Source organism: Mesoflavibacter zeaxanthinifaciens DSM 18436 (genome assembly GCF_000422365.1).
In the GTDB taxonomy this organism is placed as follows: Bacteria; Bacteroidota; Bacteroidia; order Flavobacteriales; family Flavobacteriaceae; genus Mesoflavibacter; species Mesoflavibacter zeaxanthinifaciens.
Genome location: NZ_AULQ01000002.1, coordinates 294,378 through 313,178, shown reverse-complemented (window position 1 = coordinate 313,178; position 18,801 = coordinate 294,378). Strand labels below are relative to the sequence as shown.

At 31.2% G+C, this 18,801-nt stretch carries 16 protein-coding genes; 12 read left to right on the top strand and 4 right to left on the bottom strand.

The genetic code is table 11. The annotated features are described in order from the left end of the window. Positions 1-105 precede the first annotated feature (105 nt). The gene (lepA, locus tag H574_RS0104215) at positions 106-1,902 is read left to right on the top strand and encodes a translation elongation factor 4 (protein ID WP_027879363.1); all 1,797 of its coding nucleotides are present in this window, start codon (positions 106-108) and stop codon (positions 1,900-1,902) included. Between the two features lie 58 nt (positions 1,903-1,960). Here lepA and H574_RS0104210 read toward each other — a convergent pair whose 3' ends face one another. Beyond that, positions 1,961-3,814 carry a cation:proton antiporter gene (locus H574_RS0104210; RefSeq protein ID WP_027879362.1) on the bottom strand — a complete coding sequence of 618 codons (1,854 nt, stop codon included), beginning with the start codon at positions 3,812-3,814 and terminating at the stop codon, positions 1,961-1,963. Between the two features lie 215 nt (positions 3,815-4,029). Here H574_RS0104210 and H574_RS0104205 point away from each other — a divergent pair, with 215 nt between their 5' ends. The 8 genes from H574_RS0104205 (at position 4,030) to H574_RS0104170 (ending at position 12,838) form a co-directional block, all read left to right on the top strand. Then, entirely contained in the window at positions 4,030-4,890 is an 861-nt protein-coding gene (locus tag H574_RS0104205; protein WP_027879361.1) for an MBL fold metallo-hydrolase, read from the top strand. Between the two features lie 24 nt (positions 4,891-4,914). Then, positions 4,915-6,528, top strand: a complete 1,614-nt coding sequence (locus H574_RS0104200; protein WP_027879360.1) for a S8 family peptidase — start codon at positions 4,915-4,917, stop codon at positions 6,526-6,528. A gap of 72 nt (positions 6,529-6,600) precedes the next feature. Further along, positions 6,601-8,424: a M1 family metallopeptidase gene (locus H574_RS0104195; RefSeq protein WP_027879359.1), complete on the top strand. Its 1,824-nt coding sequence runs from the start codon at positions 6,601-6,603 to the stop codon at positions 8,422-8,424. A 102-nt stretch (positions 8,425-8,526) separates the two neighbouring features. Continuing rightward, entirely contained in the window at positions 8,527-9,033 is a 507-nt protein-coding gene (locus H574_RS0104190; protein WP_027879358.1) for a hypothetical protein, read from the top strand. Between the two features lie 84 nt (positions 9,034-9,117). Next, positions 9,118-9,915, top strand: coding sequence for a S24 family peptidase (locus tag H574_RS0104185; protein ID WP_027879357.1), 798 nt, complete (start codon positions 9,118-9,120; stop codon positions 9,913-9,915). Positions 9,916-9,919: 4 nt separating this feature from the next. Next, positions 9,920-10,306, top strand: a complete 387-nt coding sequence (rnpA, locus tag H574_RS0104180) for a ribonuclease P protein component (RefSeq protein ID WP_027879356.1) — start codon at positions 9,920-9,922, stop codon at positions 10,304-10,306. Beyond that, positions 10,290-11,924, top strand: coding sequence for a S41 family peptidase (locus tag H574_RS0104175; RefSeq protein ID WP_027879355.1), 1,635 nt, complete (start codon positions 10,290-10,292; stop codon positions 11,922-11,924). The genes rnpA and H574_RS0104175 overlap by 17 nt, the downstream gene beginning before the upstream one ends. Before the next feature lie 44 nt (positions 11,925-11,968). Next, positions 11,969-12,838 carry an OmpA family protein gene (locus H574_RS0104170; RefSeq protein ID WP_027879354.1) on the top strand — a complete coding sequence of 290 codons (870 nt, stop codon included), beginning with the start codon at positions 11,969-11,971 and terminating at the stop codon, positions 12,836-12,838. Positions 12,839-12,841: 3 nt separating this feature from the next. Here H574_RS0104170 and H574_RS0104165 read toward each other — a convergent pair whose 3' ends face one another. From H574_RS0104165 to rpiB, 3 genes are read right to left on the bottom strand one after another with little or no spacing between them, the layout of a single operon-like run. After that, the gene (locus H574_RS0104165; RefSeq protein WP_027879353.1) at positions 12,842-13,291 is read right to left on the bottom strand and encodes a GNAT family N-acetyltransferase; all 450 of its coding nucleotides are present in this window, start codon (positions 13,289-13,291) and stop codon (positions 12,842-12,844) included. 4 nt (positions 13,292-13,295) lie between these two features. Then, positions 13,296-14,210, bottom strand: a complete 915-nt coding sequence (locus H574_RS0104160) for a cation diffusion facilitator family transporter (protein ID WP_027879352.1) — start codon at positions 14,208-14,210, stop codon at positions 13,296-13,298. Positions 14,211-14,214: 4 nt separating this feature from the next. After that, complete coding sequence (rpiB, locus tag H574_RS0104155) at positions 14,215-14,646, bottom strand: ribose 5-phosphate isomerase B (RefSeq protein ID WP_027879351.1); 432 nt, start codon at positions 14,644-14,646, stop codon at positions 14,215-14,217. Positions 14,647-15,341: 695 nt separating this feature from the next. Between rpiB and H574_RS0104150 the strand changes: the two genes are divergently transcribed. The 3 genes from H574_RS0104150 (at position 15,342) to H574_RS0104140 (ending at position 18,798) form a co-directional block, all read left to right on the top strand. Next, positions 15,342-17,585 carry a ribonuclease R family protein gene (locus H574_RS0104150; RefSeq protein ID WP_027879350.1) on the top strand — a complete coding sequence of 748 codons (2,244 nt, stop codon included), beginning with the start codon at positions 15,342-15,344 and terminating at the stop codon, positions 17,583-17,585. A gap of 124 nt (positions 17,586-17,709) precedes the next feature. Next, entirely contained in the window at positions 17,710-18,003 is a 294-nt protein-coding gene (locus H574_RS0104145; RefSeq protein ID WP_027879349.1) for a heavy metal-binding domain-containing protein, read from the top strand. A 120-nt stretch (positions 18,004-18,123) separates the two neighbouring features. Beyond that, the gene (locus H574_RS0104140; protein ID WP_027879348.1) at positions 18,124-18,798 is read left to right on the top strand and encodes a head GIN domain-containing protein; all 675 of its coding nucleotides are present in this window, start codon (positions 18,124-18,126) and stop codon (positions 18,796-18,798) included. Positions 18,799-18,801 lie beyond the last annotated feature (3 nt).

The window sequence follows — 18,801 nt, the reverse complement described above, 5'->3', positions numbered from 1 at the left end:
GGAAAAACCGCAATTTTCAATGATTTACCTTATTAATAAATATATTTAAATCCTTAATAATTACATTATATTTGCAACATCTTTTTTAATGAAGATATTTGGACTATGAAGAACATTAGAAACTTTTGCATTATTGCACATATTGACCACGGTAAAAGTACACTTGCAGATAGGTTACTTGATTACACTGGTTCTGTTACCGAACGCGAAAAACAAGATCAGCTTTTGGATAGCATGGATTTAGAACGTGAACGTGGTATTACAATAAAATCTCACGCCATTCAAATGGATTTTATTCATGAAGGTGAACATTATGTACTTAACCTTATTGATACTCCTGGTCACGTAGATTTTTCTTATGAAGTTTCTCGTTCTATCGCTGCTTGCGAAGGTGCTTTACTAATCGTAGACGCAGCACAAAGTATACAAGCACAAACTATTTCTAACCTATACTTAGCGTTAGAAAATGACTTAGAAATTATTCCTGTTTTAAATAAAGTAGATCTACCAAGTGCTAATCCAGAAGAGGTTACCGATGATATTGTAGATTTATTAGGTTGTGACCCAGAAGAAGTAATTCACGCTAGCGGAAAAACAGGTTTTGGTGTAGACAATATTTTAAAAGCGATTATAGAGCGTATTCCTGCACCAAAAGGTAACGAAGATGAACCTTTACAAGCCTTAATTTTTGACTCGGTTTACAACCCTTTTAGAGGTGTAGAAACTTACTTTAGAGTTATTAATGGTTCTATTAAAAAGAATCAACAAATTAAGTTTATCGCTACAGGAAAAACTTACGGTGCTGATGAGGTTGGTACATTAAAACTAAAACAGTTACCAAAAAAAGAAATAAAAGCTGGAGATGTTGGTTACGTCATTACCGGTATTAAAGAAGCTAAAGAAGTAAAAGTAGGAGATACCATTACCGATGCTGCTAACCCAACTAAAAATGCAATTGGCGGTTTTGAGGACGTAAAACCAATGGTATTTGCAGGTATTTATCCTGTTGATACTGAAGATTATGAAGAGCTTCGTGCCTCTATGGAAAAACTGCAGCTTAACGATGCATCATTAGTATTTCAGCCAGAAAGCTCGGCTGCATTAGGGTTTGGTTTCCGTTGTGGATTTTTAGGAATGTTACACATGGAAATTATCCAAGAACGTCTGGAACGTGAGTTTAACATGACTGTTATTACAACCGTACCAAACGTTAGTTATCATGCGTTTACAAATAAAAATCCAGATGAAATTATTATTGTTAATAACCCATCAGATTTACCAGAACCTTCAACTTTAAATCGTGTTGAAGAACCATACATTAAAGCTACAATTATTACAAAAGCAGACTTTGTTGGTAATGTAATGAGTTTATGTATTGAAAAACGTGGACAAATTACCAATCAAACTTACTTAACTACCGAGCGTGTTGAGCTTAGTTTTGATATGCCATTAGCCGAAATTGTTTTTGACTTCTACGATCGTTTAAAAACCGTTTCTAAAGGTTATGCCTCATTTGATTACCATCCAATTGGTATGCGTGCTTCAAAATTAGTACGTGTAGATATATTACTTAACGCACAAAATGTAGATGCGCTTTCGGCTTTAATACATGCAGATAATGCTTATCATATTGGTAAAAAGATGTGTGAAAAGCTAAAAGAATTAATACCACGTCAACAGTTTGATATTCCAATTCAGGCTGCTATTGGAGCAAAAATTATTGCTAGAGAAACTATTAAAGCGTTACGTAAAGATGTAACAGCGAAATGTTACGGTGGAGATATTTCGCGTAAGCGAAAACTTTTAGAAAAGCAGAAAAAAGGTAAAAAACGTATGCGTCAAGTCGGTAATGTAGAAATACCTCAACAAGCATTTATGGCGGTTTTAAAACTAAATGATTAAAACTTAAACCTTGTACATATAAAAAAAACCTTCAATATTAACTGAAGGTTTTTTGTTTTTAAGAGCTTTGTACTGTTTCTACTTTTTCGACATCTAAAGGTTTTCCTAGATAGACTAAATGATAGCCTTTTTCTACATCTGTAATTTCGGTATTGTAAGATGAAATGATATGTAGCTCGCCTTCATTATCTTTAATAAATAAAGGAATAATGTCCTTATCATTATTAGTTGTCTTAATTAAGTCGTCTAAATGTTCTTTATCTATTATTTCAATTTCTTGAATGCTAGGGTATTTTCTGGTCACTTCAGATAAAGAATTAAAATCATCAGTATGAGAAAATAAACCTTCTTTTGGGTTATTATTTTTATCTGCCATTTCTGAAGAAGACACTAATCTAAAAGCGCCGTTTTCTCCAAATTGTTTTCCAAATTTGTTAATAGCGTATTTATTTATGTCGCTGTTGCCTGTTAAAGCCATTAAATAACCAACGTCATTTAATTCGATATTATCAATTAAAGTTTGAGAATAAATATCGGTATTGATAGCTTCTAAGCCTAACTCTTTAGCTTTATTTATGTTGTTTTGATTACTATCAATAAGTACAACATGTCTTCCGTTAGATTCTAAATAATGTCCGATTAATCTAGATACTTTTGAAGCGCCAACGATTAAAATTCCACCAGATTTTGTTAGAAACACTCCAACCAACTTAGCAAATAAACGCGCTGTTGTGGCATTTAAAAGTACTGTTCCTAATACAATTACAAAGACTAATGGTGTAATATATTCTGCTCCTGCAACACCATTTCGGGCTAATTTTAAACCAAAAAGAGACGCAATACCAGCAGCTACAATACCACGTGGACCAACCCAACTAATAAATAGTTTTTCATTCAGTTTTAATTTAGAACCTTGTGTACTTAAAAATACACCTATAGGTCTTACTGCAAACACAACTATTGCAAATAATATTACGGTTTTCCAGTTATAGATTAAAAGTAAATCGCTATAATTAATATTAGCAGCTAAAAGAATAAATAAAATCGAAATCAATAAAACACTTAACGATTCTTTAAAGTATAATAAGTCTTTTAAATATGGTGATTTAGAGTTACCTAAAACCATACCCATAACCACAACAGCTAATAATCCAGACTCGTGTGCAAATGCATCTGATAGTACAAAAACACCTAAAACTGCTGCTAAAGCAAATACATTAAGCAAATAATGTGGCACCCATTTTTTATTAATAATAAAGTTTAAAGCATGTGCAAAAGTAAACCCGAATGTAGCACCAAAAAGTACAATTTTACCAAACTCTATTAAGGCTGTTTTGGTAAACTCGCCTCCAGCATCTACACTAATAAATTCAAACACTAATACGGCAACTAAAGCGCCAATTGGGTCTATTAAAATACCTTCCCATTTTAAGACAGCAGATACGTCTTTTTTTAGAGGAATATTCCTTAAAATAGGTGTAATTACAGTTGGACCAGTAACTATGATTAATCCAGAAAATAGAAAAGAAATTTCCCAACTTAATTCAAAAATATAATGTGCTGCAATACCTGCACCAAAAAATGTTACAATAGACCCTATAGAAATTAATTTAGTAATTACAGGACCTACATTTTTTATTTCAGCCATCTTTAAGGTTAATCCACCTTCAAATAAAATGATACTAATGGCTAAGGACACAAAATAGAATAAACTTTCTCCAGGAAATAAGCCTTCTCTTTCATTCCAAATTGGTTCTATCCATTTAGAACCATCGTCTGTTATAAATTCTGCAGCAATTGGACCAACTAGTAATCCTATTAAAATTAAGGGTAAAATCGCTGGGATTTTAAACTTCCATGCTACCCATTGTGCTAATATTCCTAAAATGATTATTCCTGCTAATTCTAACATTTAAACTTGTTTTGCGTGAAAATAGTAATTCTTAAATTTATGCTATAAATTTTAACCCAAATTTAGTCAAATACATAAAAAATTACATTTTTTAATTCTAAGTCAATTTAACAAATAATTTAATTATTCTATTTTTCTTAATAATTCCCTAATAAGACTTAAGCTTTCTTCTATAATTATTAATTTGCAGCAACTTATTAAATCATCTTTCTTTTATGAAATTATATCCAATACAAGCTGGAAATTTTAAATTAGATGGCGGTGCTATGTTTGGTGTAGTCCCAAAATCTTTATGGACCAGAACCAATCCTGCAGATAGTAATAATATGATAGATATTGCTGCGCGTTGTTTATTAATTGAAGACGGTAATCGATTAATTTTAATCGACACAGGAATGGGTAACAAACAAAGTGAAAAGTTTTATGGCTATTACCATCTTTGGGGCGATGATAGTTTAGAAAAATCTTTAAAAAAAGCAGGTTTTTCTACAGATGATGTCACAGATGTATTTATGACACATCTTCATTTTGACCATTGTGGCGGAAGCATAAATTACAATAAAGACCGTACTAAATTAGAACCAGCTTTTAAAAATGCACACTTTTGGAGCAATAAAGACCATTGGAAATGGGCAACACAACCTAACCGTCGTGAAGTTGCTTCATTTTTAAAAGAAAATATTTTACCAATGGAAGAAAGCGGTCACTTAAAATTTACAAGTATTCCGCAAGATGATATTTTAAAAAATTCAGAACTTGGCTTTGACATCTTTTTTGCAGATGGACACACAGACAAGCAAATGATACCAATGATCAATTACAAAGGAAAAACCATTTGCTTTATGGCAGACTTACTTCCTACCGTAGGACATCTACCCTTACCTTTTGTAATGGGTTATGATACAAGACCATTACTGACGTTAGACGAGAAAGAAAAATTCTTAAACCTAGCGGCAGATAATAATTATTACTTATTTTTGGAACACGATGCACACAACGAAATTATAACCGTACAACATACCGAAAAAGGCGTACGATTAAAAGACACTTACACGTGCAACGATATATTTAATTAACAAAACAAACACAAAGAAAAAGCAATGACAATTAATTACAAGCCATTAATGCTGTCTGCATTTGCAGCAGTTGTGCTTTCAAGCTGTGGTGGTAATGCACCAATCCTTTCAACTCCAATTGAAAATATTGACAATACGCCAATTAAAGAAACGCCTTTAACAGAAGCAGAAGCACATAATTGGGGACATTTAGATTTAGTTAAAGACACCATTCCTGGAATGAGTGTGGATAAGGCTTACGCCGAAATTATTAAAGGAAAAAAAGGACAACAAATTATTGTTGCTGTAATCGATTCTGGAATTGACATCGAACACGAAGATTTAGATGGAGTAATCTGGACAAACACAGACGAAATACCAGGAAACGGCATTGACGATGATAAAAACGGCTATGTAGACGATATCCATGGATGGAATTTCTTAGGTGATGCATACAACGAAAGATTAGAAATGACGCGTATCGCAGCTAGTGGTAATGCTAGCATACCAAGATATGCTGAAGCTGTTGAAGAACTAGACAAAAAATATCAAGAAGCACTTTCTGGTAAACAACGCTACGACCAAATTTACGCTCAAGTTTCTGGAGCACACGATGTGTTAACAAAGCATTTTGGTAAAGAAGATTACACTGCAGAAGAAGTTAAAGCAATCAATACAGAAGACCAAGCACTAAAAGATGCTGTTGGTGTTGCTAATTTTATCTACGGAAATGGTTTAACGTCTATGAAAGAAGCTAAAGAGCAAATAAAAGGTGGTGTAGAGTATTTTACAGACCAAGTAAACTACAACTTAAATAAAGACTTTAACGGTCGTACAACAGGAGATAATCCAGATGATTTTGATGACAAACCAGGTTACGGAAACAACAACGTAATGCCTTCTGTTAAGTCTGAAAGTCATGGTACACACGTTGCTGGTATTATCGCTGCAGAACGTAATAATGGGTTAGGTGCTAACGGTGTTGCAAACAATGTAAAAATCATGTCTTTACGTGCAGTACCAAATGGTGACGAGTATGATAAAGATATTGCAAAAGCTATTAGATATGCTGTAGACAACGGTGCAAAAATTATTAACGGTAGCTTTGGTAAAAGCTATTCTACTCATTCTGATTGGGTAAGAGATGCTATTAAATACGCTAGTGATAAAAACGTAATTTTTGTTCATGCAGCAGGTAACGATAGTAAAGATGTAGATGTAGAACCAAACTTCCCTGATGATAATGTAGATTTTGTAGAGATTTCAGATACTTACATTCGCGTTGGTGCTTTAGCGCCTAGTTATGGTACAAAAATGATTGCTAGTTTTTCTAACTACGGTCTTAAAAATGTAGATGTATTTGCTCCTGGAGCAAAAGTATACTCTACAACTCCAGAGAATGAATATGATACTAAAGGAGGAACAAGTATGGCTGCTCCAGCAGTTGCTGGTGTTGCAGCTTTAATCTGGTCTCAATATCCTGACTTAAAAGCTTCTCAAGTAAAACAAATTATTATGAGTTCTGGTTTACCAGTAAAATCTCAGGTAATTGTTGGTGGTGATGCTAATAACGTTAAAACGCTATCAGATATTAGTAAATCTGCAAAAATAGTTAACGCTTACAATGCTTTAATTATGGCATCTCAAGTTGCTAATTAATACATAAAAAGATACAAAAAGCCTCAACCCAAAACTGTTGAGGCTTTTTTATTTCAACTAAATTTTTAAAGAATGAAAAAATTACTACTTCTTACCATTGCTTTCGGTTTTTTAACTGCTTGTAGTTCTACAAAACAAGCGGTTTCAACTTCAGAAAGTTCAACTGAAAAAAACTCTACATATTGGCAACAACATGTAGATTATAAAATGGATATTGATATGGATGTTAACAACTATCAATACCAAGGAAAACAAACGTTAGTGTATACAAATAATTCGCCAGACGTTTTAGATAAAGTGTTTTATCATTTATACTTTAATGCGTTTCAACCAGGTAGTGAAATGGATGTACGTTCTCGTACTATTGAAGATCCAGATTCTAGAGTTGGCGATCGTATAAGTAAATTAAAACCTAACGAGATTGGTTATATCAACGTAAATAGCCTAAAACAAGACGGTAAAAAAATTAATTATGAAACGGTTGGTACTGTATTAGAAGTAGAGTTAGCTCAACCTATTCAACCAGGACAAAGTGTAACATTTACAATGGATTTTGATGCGCAAGTACCAGTTCAAATTCGTCGTTCTGGTCGTAATAATGCCGAAGGTGTTGCACTTTCTATGACACAATGGTATCCTAAGTTAGCCGAATATGATTTTGAAGGATGGCATGCAGATCCATACATAGGACGCGAGTTTCATGGTGTTTGGGGAGATTTTGAGGTTAATTTGACTATAGATAAAGATTACGTTGTTGGTGGTACTGGTTACTTACAAGGCGAACCTGAAATTAAAGGCGACAAAAAAACTATGCAATTTTTAGCGCCAAATGTTCATGACTTTACTTGGGCTGCAGATCCGGATTATATTCACGATACTATGCAAGTTCCAAACGGTCCAATGCTTCATTTTTATTACAAAAAAGATTTACCGGCAGATAACTTAAAATATTGGAAAGACTTACAACCTAAAACTGTTGAGTTAATGCAGTATTTTTCTGAAAACGTAGGTAAATATCCATATAATCAATATTCTGTTATTCAAGGTGGTGATGGCGGTATGGAATACGCCATGTGTACATTAATTACAGGTAAACGTAGCTTTGGTAGTTTAGTTGGTGTAACAGCTCATGAGTTAGCACATACTTGGTTTCAATTTTTATTAGCGACAAATGAAGCTAGACACGAGTGGATGGACGAAGGTTTTACAAGTTACATTAGTGATCATGCAATGAATAAAGTAATGAATGAAGGAAAAGAAATTCCTAACGCAAATGCTTATAGAGGTTATATTTATTTAGCAAAATCTGGTAAAGAAAAACCACAAACTACACATGCAGATCGTTATGAAACTAATATGGCTTATGGTATAACAGCTTATAACAAAGGTTCTGTATTTTTATCTCAATTAGGTTACATAATAGGTGAAGACAATCTTAAAAAAACACTTAAAAAGTACTTTGACGATTTTGCTTTTAAACATCCAAGACCTATTGATATTATTAGAACTGCCGAAAAAGTGTCTGGTTTAGAGTTAGATTGGTACTTAATAGATTGGACACAAACAACTAATACTATTGATTATGCAGTAACTTCTACAGAAGAAAATAATAGCATAACAACAGTAAATTTAGAGCGTAAAGGCTTAATGCCAATGCCTTTAGATATTGAAGTAGAATATACTGACGGAACGTCTGAATGGTATAATATTCCTTTAAGAATTATGAGAGGCGAAAAACCGTTAGCTTCAAACGTAAAAATATTAAACGATTGGGCTTGGGCATATCCAACCTATAGTTTTAGTATAAACAAACCTAAAAGTGCCATAAAAAGCATAAAAATAGATCCAAAACAACTAATGGCAGATGTTGATAAAAGTAACAATACATTAGAGTAATACTATCTATTAAAATGAAATTAAAAGCTTCAACAATTGTTGAAGCTTTTTTTATTCTTAAAACTCTATATTTGAAAAGCTATTCAATAAAACTGAAAAAAGATGAAACATTTAGCCTACGTATTAATTCTAGTATTAGCTTTTAGTTGTAAAGACAACCAAAAAGAAAAAGTAGATACTAAAGTAGAAAGCACAACACATACAGAAACTACTACACAAAACACTGAAAAAAATACTGAAACTAACGCAGATTTACCTTTTCTAAAAGATATTAAAAGCTTAGAAAAAGACACGTCTGCTAATCCAATTGAAGCCTTTAAAACAAAAGCAACAAACCTTGCAACCGAAGTTGTTAAGCTAAATAAAGATAATATTAATGATGCTTTAACTAAAGCTAAAGACTTTAAAAATGTAGTCATCACTGTAGATAATCATACTATTGTAAAATTAGATGTTAACGACTGTAAACCTTCTGGTGCATGGAGCGCATGTATGCCAAAATCTGAAGGTTACATTAAAAAAGGAGACTTAGCATATCAAAACGATTATGCTAACAATATTATTGGTTTACCAGACAATCAAGAACGTATGATGTTTTTGTTTAATTAGATAAATTTCAATATCTCTACAAATGTTTGAATTTTCATATCTTAGCTTAAATTATAAGTCTTCAAGACCTTTCTTTTGAGAAACATGCAGCAAATAGATCAAAAAATAACCGCTATAATCAATCATTTTCAGCTTAATAATTATGCATTTTCAAAACGTATAGGTGTTACCGGAACAACCATAGATAGCATTGTTAATGGTAGACCTCAACCAGATGGAACTCGTAAAAAAACCAAACCTGGTTATGATGTGTTAAGTGCAATTATAGATCAATTTAATATCAATCCAGACTATCTTTTTGGTAAAAGTGATGTGATGTTAAAACAAGATATGGCTAAAATTCAAACATATTCTGGAATACCAAAAGTAGTTGCTGTTAATCAAAACGATGAAGAAAACGTAGTCTACGTTCCTGTAAAAGCAAGAGCTGGTTATTTAGATGGTTACGGAGATAGCGAGTATATCGAGACTTTACCAACGTTTCATATGCCACAACTTACTAATGGAACATACAGGTGTTTTGAAGTACAAGGCAATTCTATGTTTAGCACATTTGCAGATGGCGATTTGGTTTTTGGTCAATATGTAGAAAATTTAAAAGATATTAAAAATGGTCGTGTTTACGTTATTGTCAGTAAAAATGATGGTATTGTTTTAAAACGAATTATCAATAATATTCAAGAAAAAGGACAACTTATTTTAAAAAGTGATAACACAAACGGAAATTATCCAACATACACCATAAATGCAGAAGACATTATGGAAGTTTGGCACGTCACAATGTTTGCATCAAAACAAATACCAGAACCAATGGATGTTTATGACCGTTTACACGAGCTTGAAAGTAAATTATTACAACTTCAAGAAGCATTAAAAAACTAAATTAATGCGCTACACATACAATAAAGACGAAAAACTTAAAAGCCAAAAAGCAATTGAGCAGTTATTTGCTGAAGGAAAATCTGTTTCGGCATATCCTTTGCGTATGGTCTATCTAGATAACCAAACCCAACTAAAAGTTGGGGTATCTGTAAGTAAACGAAATTTTAAATTAGCGGTACATCGTAATCGTGTAAAACGTTTGCTACGTGAAGGCTACAGACTTAATAAAAATCTGTTAATAGACAATAAGTTAGACCATTACACGCTAATGATTTTATATATTAGTAAAGAAATGCCAGATTTTAAGACTATTGACAAAAAAATGAAGGCATTACTAACTAAATTTAATGACCAAGTTTCTAATATAGAGAAGAATGAAAAAGATACTTAAAAAACGCATTTTAATTCCTGTTTTTGCGTTAACTATTTTTATAACCGGAAGCGCCTTTAAAAGTGATTTTTTCGAAATAGCTAAACAAATCGAAATTTTTACCACACTTTTTAAAGAGCTTAATATGAATTATGTAGACGAGACTAATCCTGCAGATTTAATGGATAATGCCATTAAAAATATGCTTAACGATTTAGATCCGTATACCAAATTTTATAACGAACAAGATGTAGAAGCAGAGCGTATACGTCGTACAGGAGATTATACTGGCGTTGGTGCAAGAATTAAAACTTTAAAAGATAAATTAGTAGTTGTAGAGCCTTATAAAGATTATCCAGCAGATAAAGCAGGTCTTAAAGCAGGTGACGAAATTATAGAAGTAGACGGTATCAAAGTAGATGGTTATGAAGATGATGCCTCTAACTTATTAAAAGGTGCACCAAATTCAACATTAAAAGTAACTTATAAACGTCAAGGAAAAACCAATACAACGACCTTAACACGTTCTGAAATTGAAATTAATGCTGTACCTCATTTTTCTATGATTAATGAAACTACAGGCTACATTGTACTTCAAAAATTTAATGCAAAAGCGTCTATGCAAACCGAGTATGCCTTAAAAGATTTAAAGGCACAAGGCGCAAAAAGCATCATATTAGATTTACGTAATAATCCTGGTGGATTACTTCGCGAAGCCATAAATATTGTTAACCTTTTTGTACCAAAAGGACAATTGGTAGTAACGACAAAATCTAAGGTTAAAAAATACAATAAAACCTATTATACAAAAAACGAACCTGTAGATACAGAAATACCTGTTGTAGTATTAATTAACGGTCGTAGTGCTTCTGCTTCCGAGATTGTTTCTGGTGCATTACAAGACTTAGATAGAGCTGTAATTGTTGGTGCACGTAGTTTTGGTAAAGGCTTAGTACAGCGACCAAAAAAGCTAACTTATGGTACACAACTTAAAGTTACAATTTCTAGATACTACACGCCTTCAGGACGTTGTATACAGTCTTTAGATTATTGGAATCGTGACGAAAATGGTAACGCAGTACGTATAAAACAAGAAAATTATCATGAGTTTAAAACCAAAAACGGACGTAAAGTCTATGATGGTGGCGGTGTTTTTCCTGATGAAGCTTTAGAAACAACAAAAAATTCTGCAATTACAGATGCTATATTAAACAGTCAAGCCATTTTTGATTTTGCAACTCAGTATTATTACAATCATCAAATTGAAGATATTAATAGTTTTAAATTATCTGATACAGATTTTAATGCATTTAAAAATCATTTAAAAAACTCTAGCTTTGAGTTTGAAACCGAAACAGAAAAAGCGCTTAAAAAAGCTTTTGAAGTCTCTAAAACAGAAAATTTAAATGATGATATTCAAAAAGAATACAATGCTTTATTACAACATTTAGACAAAACTAAAACACAAACTGTAGACCAAAATAAAACACAATTAGTTAATCTACTAACTGACGAGATTGTAAAACGTTATGTATATAGAGAAGGACTGTACGACTACTATAAAGTAAATAATCAAGAGATTAAAACAGCAACACAAATATTAGCTAACCCAAGTAAATACAATAGATATTTAAATTAAAATCTAGTAAAAATTTATTATATTTAGTGGTTAAGCAATTTAAAATGAAGTACTTTTTAATCATCTTTTTGTTAATAAACACGTCTATTTTTTCGCAAAGCGAATTAAAACATGATGTGTATTTTAATACTGACGAATATGATGTTCCTTTAACAGAAGAAAACAGGCTTCTGCTTTTTATTTCTTCACTAGACACCATTACAATTGATAAAATTTCAATTTATGGATTTTGTGACGATCGTGGTACCAATGATTATAACTTAGAGCTTTCTCAAAACCGAGCAGATGCTATAAAAATGATGTTTGCTGATTATGGTATTGATCAAAATTTAATAACCAATGTTAATGGTAAAGGCGAAATTTTATTAAAAGTTTTAAAAGAAGACGAAGTAAACAAAGTTAGAGGTTTAAACCGTAAAGTAGAAATTATAGTTAAACCTAAAAAGTTAGCTACAAAAGAGCAAAAGATAGAAGAAACAGTTGTTGATAAAACTTCTAATAAAGACAAAAAAATAACACCTGAAGATATAGCTAATGGCAACATTAAAACAGGTGATAAAATACGATTAGATAAAATTTATTTTAAAACTAATTACAGTTATGTTACTTCAGATTCTAAAAAAACTTTAGAAAAATTAGCTAAAATTTTAGTTGCAAAGAAAAACGTCTATTTTACTATACAAGGTCATGTATGTTGTACACAAAATAGTCGTGATGCTGTAGATAAAAGAACACAAAAACGTAATTTATCTGTAGCTAGAGCAAAATATATTTATGATTATTTAGCACGTAAAGGTGTAGATAAAAAACGCATGAAATATGTCGGTTTACGTCGTAAATTTCCTCTTGGTGGTGATCCTAAATACGATAGACGTGTAGAAATCTTGATTACCTATATTGCAGATAAAAAATAATTATTATTTATCTTCATAAATCATAGCAATATGTGGTATACCATCTTCTAAATATTGCTCTCCTACTTCAAAAAACTGCAAATTATTATAAAAACGTTTTAAATAACACTGTGCAGAAATTTTAATATCTGTCGTGTTAAATACATCTTTAATAGTTTTTATAGATGCATCCATTATATCATAACCATACTTGTGCTTACGTTCATTTTCTTTAACTACAACTCTACCAATACTAGCTAATTCAAAATAATCTCCAGGTTTAAAAATTCTTGTATAACCAACTAAAACTTCATCTTTAAAACCTAAAACATGTAGTGCTTTTTGATCTTTTCCATCTATATCTTGATATACACAATCTTGCTCTACTACAAAGACTTCACTACGTAATTGTAGTAAATCATACAGTTCTTTTGTAGTTAATTGACTAAATGTTTTTACTTTAATGTTTAGCATAAATTTAATCTTGTACGATTATATCTTTAGGATCTTCTTTTTTGTATTCTGGTTGGATATTAACGTGATTAATATCAAATTCGTCATGTAATAACTGCTCTATTTGCTGTAAAATAGCATCAAATTGCGTGATTGTAATATCTTTATCTAAATCTAAATGTGCTTCTAGATGAAGCTCGTCATCATTTAAATTCCATATATGTACATGATGTAGTTTTTTAATATGATTTATACTATTAACACGTTTTACAACATCTTCTACATTTATATGCGAAGGCGTAAATAACATTAGCATTTTTGTTGAGGTTTTTAACAAAGCGTAACCAACCCAAATTAGGTATAAACCTATTAAAAATGTTAATACGCTATCTATCCAAAATATTTGGTAGTACTTCATTAATAAACCACCAATTAACACGGCAACACTTGCTAACATATCTGTTAATAAGTGTAAGTATGCAGATTTTATATTGATATTGGTTTGAGAATCTTTTCTTAATAATAAAACACTTAATCCATTAAAAATGATAGCTAAAAGAGATAACCAAATAACAAGATTAGACTCTATAGTTTCAGGATTTAAAAAGCGTTTTACAGCTTCAATAATTAATAAAATAGCAATTACTATTAATGTTGAAGCGTTTATAAATGCTGCTAAAATTTCGGCACGTTTATAACCAAAAGTTTTATTATTAGACGCTTTTTTCTTTGATAATTTTGCAGCAAAATAGCTTACAATTAAAGAAATAACATCTGTAAAATTGTGTAAAGCATCACTAAGTAATGATAAACTACCAGAAACAAAACCACCAATAATCTGTGCTACGGTAATACCAATATTTAAAAGGATAGATATTAATAGTTTTTTTCCTCTTAAATCATGTGCGTGATTGTGATTATGTGTATGATGGTGACCCATCTTATTAACACATAGGTATTTTTTCTACTCTATTTTGGTGTCTTCCACCTTCAAATTTAGTTTCTAAAAATGTATCTACCATAGCTATAGCTTGTTGTAAAGCGGTGTAACGTGCAGGAATACAAATAATATTTGCATTGTTATGTAAACGGGTAAGTTCTGTAATTTCTTTAGTCCAACATACGCCAGCTCTTACTTTTTGGTGTTTATTAGCTGTCATAGCTACACCGTTAGCACTTCCACAAATTAAAATACCAAAATCTGCAGCTTCATCTGTAACATCTTTTGCTACAGGATGTACAAAATCTGGATAATCTACACTATCTGATGCATCTGTACCATAATTAATAACTGTAATACCTTTGTCTTCTAAATGCTTTTTTATAGCAAATTTATATTCTGTACCAGCGTGATCGTTACCTATTGAAATTTTCATAATAATTGATGTTGTGTTGTTTATAGTGCCTCAAAGTTACTAATTGCTTAGCATTATTAATAATCTTTATATGGTTACTTATCTTTAAATAACTAAAAAAGTTAATAACTCTATTAATTGTTAATTTCTTTACTTTAAGTATTGATTAGTTGTTAATATCTTCTTATTCTTTTTTAAAACTTTTATTTGGATTATTAAGTAAAATTTACAATCCGTAACGTTTAGTTAACAACCAAAATAGTTAACCTTAATTTTTTGTAAACTTATTAGCACTAAAATGTCAATTTTCAACGTCAATTTTAAAAGTATTTATTAAAAGTTAATTGTCAATTTACGTTATAAACAGTTGTTAATAACATATTAATTAGACTTTAAAATCAGATAGTTAATACTCTAATAAGTTGTTAATAGAACAAGTTTAACTTAATTTCAAATAAAAACTTCAAAAAGTTATACCGCTATTAACAAGCAATAATCATTACAATTATTTTTTAAAAATTTTAAAAGAAAAGAAATGATATATAATATAAATGTGAATAACGTTTGAAGTCTTTAATTTAACGCTTCCTTAATTCTATTTTAAATTTAAAAATGTAGCTTTGTAAAAACTTAATGACTTTCTCTTCCCACTAATTAAGTTAATTATAAACCGAATTTCACTTAACTTTAGAAATTCAATACATTAAAAAATATAAATGTCAAAGAAGAAAAAGAAAAGGAAACCTAGTCATAATAAGATTTCCAATCTAACAGAGACTATTCTAAACATACTTAGAAAAGAACGTAATAAAACCTTTAACTACAAGCAGATTGCTGCCAAATTAGGCGTTAATGATGCTAGTAGTCGTAACCAAATTATAAAAAAACTTGCGCAGCTTAAAGCTAAGCAAGAGATTGAAGAAGTAGAACGTGGTAAGTTTAAAGCAGTTGTAAATACCGAGTATCATACTGGTATTTTTGATGCGTCTTCACGTGGATCTGGCTATGTAATTTGTGATGATTTTGAAGAAGATATCTTTATTGCCTCTAACAATGTTAACAAAGCGTTAGATGGTGACGAAGTAGAACTTTACGTCTTTAAACGTCGTAAACGCGGTAAATTAGAAGGCGAAATAACACAAATCATTAAACGTGCAAAAACGCAATACGTTGGTGTTATACAAATACACGAAAAGAACAATTTTGCATTTGTAGTCCCAGATTCTAACAAAATGACTACAGATATTTTTGTGCCTATTAACAAAATTAATAAAGCTGAAGATGGTGATAAAGTTTTAGTTGAGTTAGTAGATTGGCCAGAAAAAGCAGATTCACCAAACGGTCGTGTAAAAGAAGTCCTTGGTAAACCAGGAGAACACAATACAGAAATCCATGCTATTTTAGCCGAATATGGGTTACCGTACGAATTTCCAAAAGAAGTCGAAGATTTTGCAAATCAAATAGATACCTCTATTAAACCAGAAGAAATTAAAAAACGTCGCGATATGCGTAAAGATTTAACCTTTACCATAGATCCTAAAGACGCTAAAGATTTTGATGATGCATTATCCTTTAAAGTTTTAGAAAATGGCTTATTCGAGATAGGAATACACATTGCAGACGTTTCTCACTATTTAGAAGAAGGTACCATTTTAGATGATGAAGCTTACGAGCGTGCAACATCTGTTTATTTAGTAGATAGAGTAGTGCCAATGCTTCCTGAAATATTAAGTAATGGCGCATGTTCTTTACGTCCACATGAAGAAAAATATACCTTTTCAGCAGTATTTAAATTAAATGAAAAAGCCGAAATAAAAGACCAATGGTTTGGTAGAACAGTAACGTATAGTGATGCAAGATTTGCTTATGAAGAAGCGCAAGCTGTTATAGAAAATAACACAGATTTTGTTATTTCTAATAATACAGAAATCTCATCCATAAAAACAGAAATTCCAGAAGACGTTTCTCTTACCGGTAAAACATACAATACACAACCAGAAATAGCCCAAGCAATTTTAGTTTTAGACCGATTAGCAAAAAAAATGCGTAGCAAACGTATGCGTTCTGGAGCAATTAGTTTTGATAAAGTTGAAGTAAGATTTACTTTAGATGAACAAGCAAATCCAACAGGTGTTCATTTTAAAACCAGTAAAGATGCTAACAAGTTAATAGAAGAATTTATGCTATTAGCCAATCGTAAAGTATCAGAGTTTGTTTCTAAAATGAAACCATCAAAAACCTTTGTATATCGTGTTCATGACGAGCCTGACGAAAGTAAACTAGCTGCTTTACAAGGTGTTGTGGCTAGATTTGGTCATAAATTAAACTTTAAAAGTCGCGATAGTATTTCATCTTCATTAAATAAATTATTAGAAGATGTTCAAGGTCAAAAAGAGCAAAATTTAGTAGATACTTTAGCAATTCGTACTATGGCTAAAGCCGAATATACCACGCATAACATTGGTCATTACGGTTTAGCTTTTGATTATTATAGCCATTTTACATCGCCAATTAGACGTTATCCAGACGTTATGGCGCATCGTTTATTACAACGTTATTTAGATGGCGAAAAAAGTGCAAACGAAGAGATTTATGAAGAAAAATGCATGCACTCAAGTAATATGGAATATTTAGCTACAAAAGCCGAACGTGATAGCATAAAATACATGCAAATTAAGTTTATGCAAGATCATCAAGATGAAGAATTTGTAGGCGTAATTTCTGGTGTAACCGATTGGGGAATTTATGTCGAGATTATTGCTAATAAATGCGAAGGAATGGTCCGTATTAGAGATATAAAAGATGATTATTACGAGTTTGATCAAGACCAATTTGCACTTGTTGGACGCGAAACAAAAAACATGTACCAATTAGGAGACGAAGTTGTTGTAAAAGTAAAACAAGCAGATTTAGTAAAACGTCATTTAGATTTTGATTTAATTGGTAAACACGAAGCGTAAATAGTTATAATTGTCAAACTGAGTTTATCGAAGTGAATTTTATTGTCATTCAGAGCGTAGCGAAGAATCTATTTTATTTGTAACATTTTATAAATTTAAAGGACTAATCAATAAAATATAAATCATGATTTTAACCACAACAAATACTATAGAAGGCTTTAAAATAATAGAATATAAAGGCATTGTAACTGGTACTTCTTTTGAAATGAAAACGAAGTTTTCTTTTAAAGTCGAAAAAAGTAAAGACATTACAAAAGCGATAATTAACGAAGCTAAAGAACATGCGTTTCAAGAGTTACAAGACAATGCTAAAAATTTAAATGCTAATGCTGTAGTAGGTATTAGTTTTGATATAGAAACTGTAAATGGCTCTTATTTTTTTGTTTCAGTAGTTGGTACAGCAGTAAATGTTGCATAATTAATCATCGTTTCGACTGATTTATTAAATATTTAAAAATCATATCAAGAACAAAATATTTATAAAACTGTAACACTAATCAAAAAATAGACTCTTAATACAAACAAAACCTTCAATATTATGAAATATTTACTGTCTATTTTAGCTTTAGTTTTTAGCTTAAATACCTTTGCACAAAACCCAAAAAGTCAGCATGTAGGTGACTTTACAACGGTTAAAGTTTTCGATTTAATAAAAGTAAGTCTAGTAAAATCTGACGAAAATAAAGTGATTATTACTGGTGAAGATGTAGACGATGTAGAAGTAGTAATTAAAAACGATATGTTAAAAATACGCATGGATATAGACCGTATTTTTGATGGTACAAAAACCTTTGTTGCTGTGCATTATAAAGAGATAAAAGTTATTGATGCTAATGAAGGATCTAAAATTGTAGGTAACGAGCTTATCACGCAAGACACAATCGAATTACGTGCCCAAGAAGGTGCTACAATTATTGCAGGATTAGATGTAAACACTGTAAATGTAAGAGCTGTAACTGGCGGAATTATAGAAACTAGAGGTAAAGCTAACACTCAAAATATTACATTAAATACAGGTGGAATTTACGAAGGAAGAGATTTTCAAACCAAAAATACAAACATAAAAGTACGTGCTGCTGGAGAAGCAGAAGTAACTGCAAGTGATACTGTAGATGCACGTATTACTGCTGGTGGAGATATTGATATTTATGGTAATCCTAGAACCGTTACTAAAAAGAATACCTTTGGTGGATCAATTACAGTTAAAGATTAATAA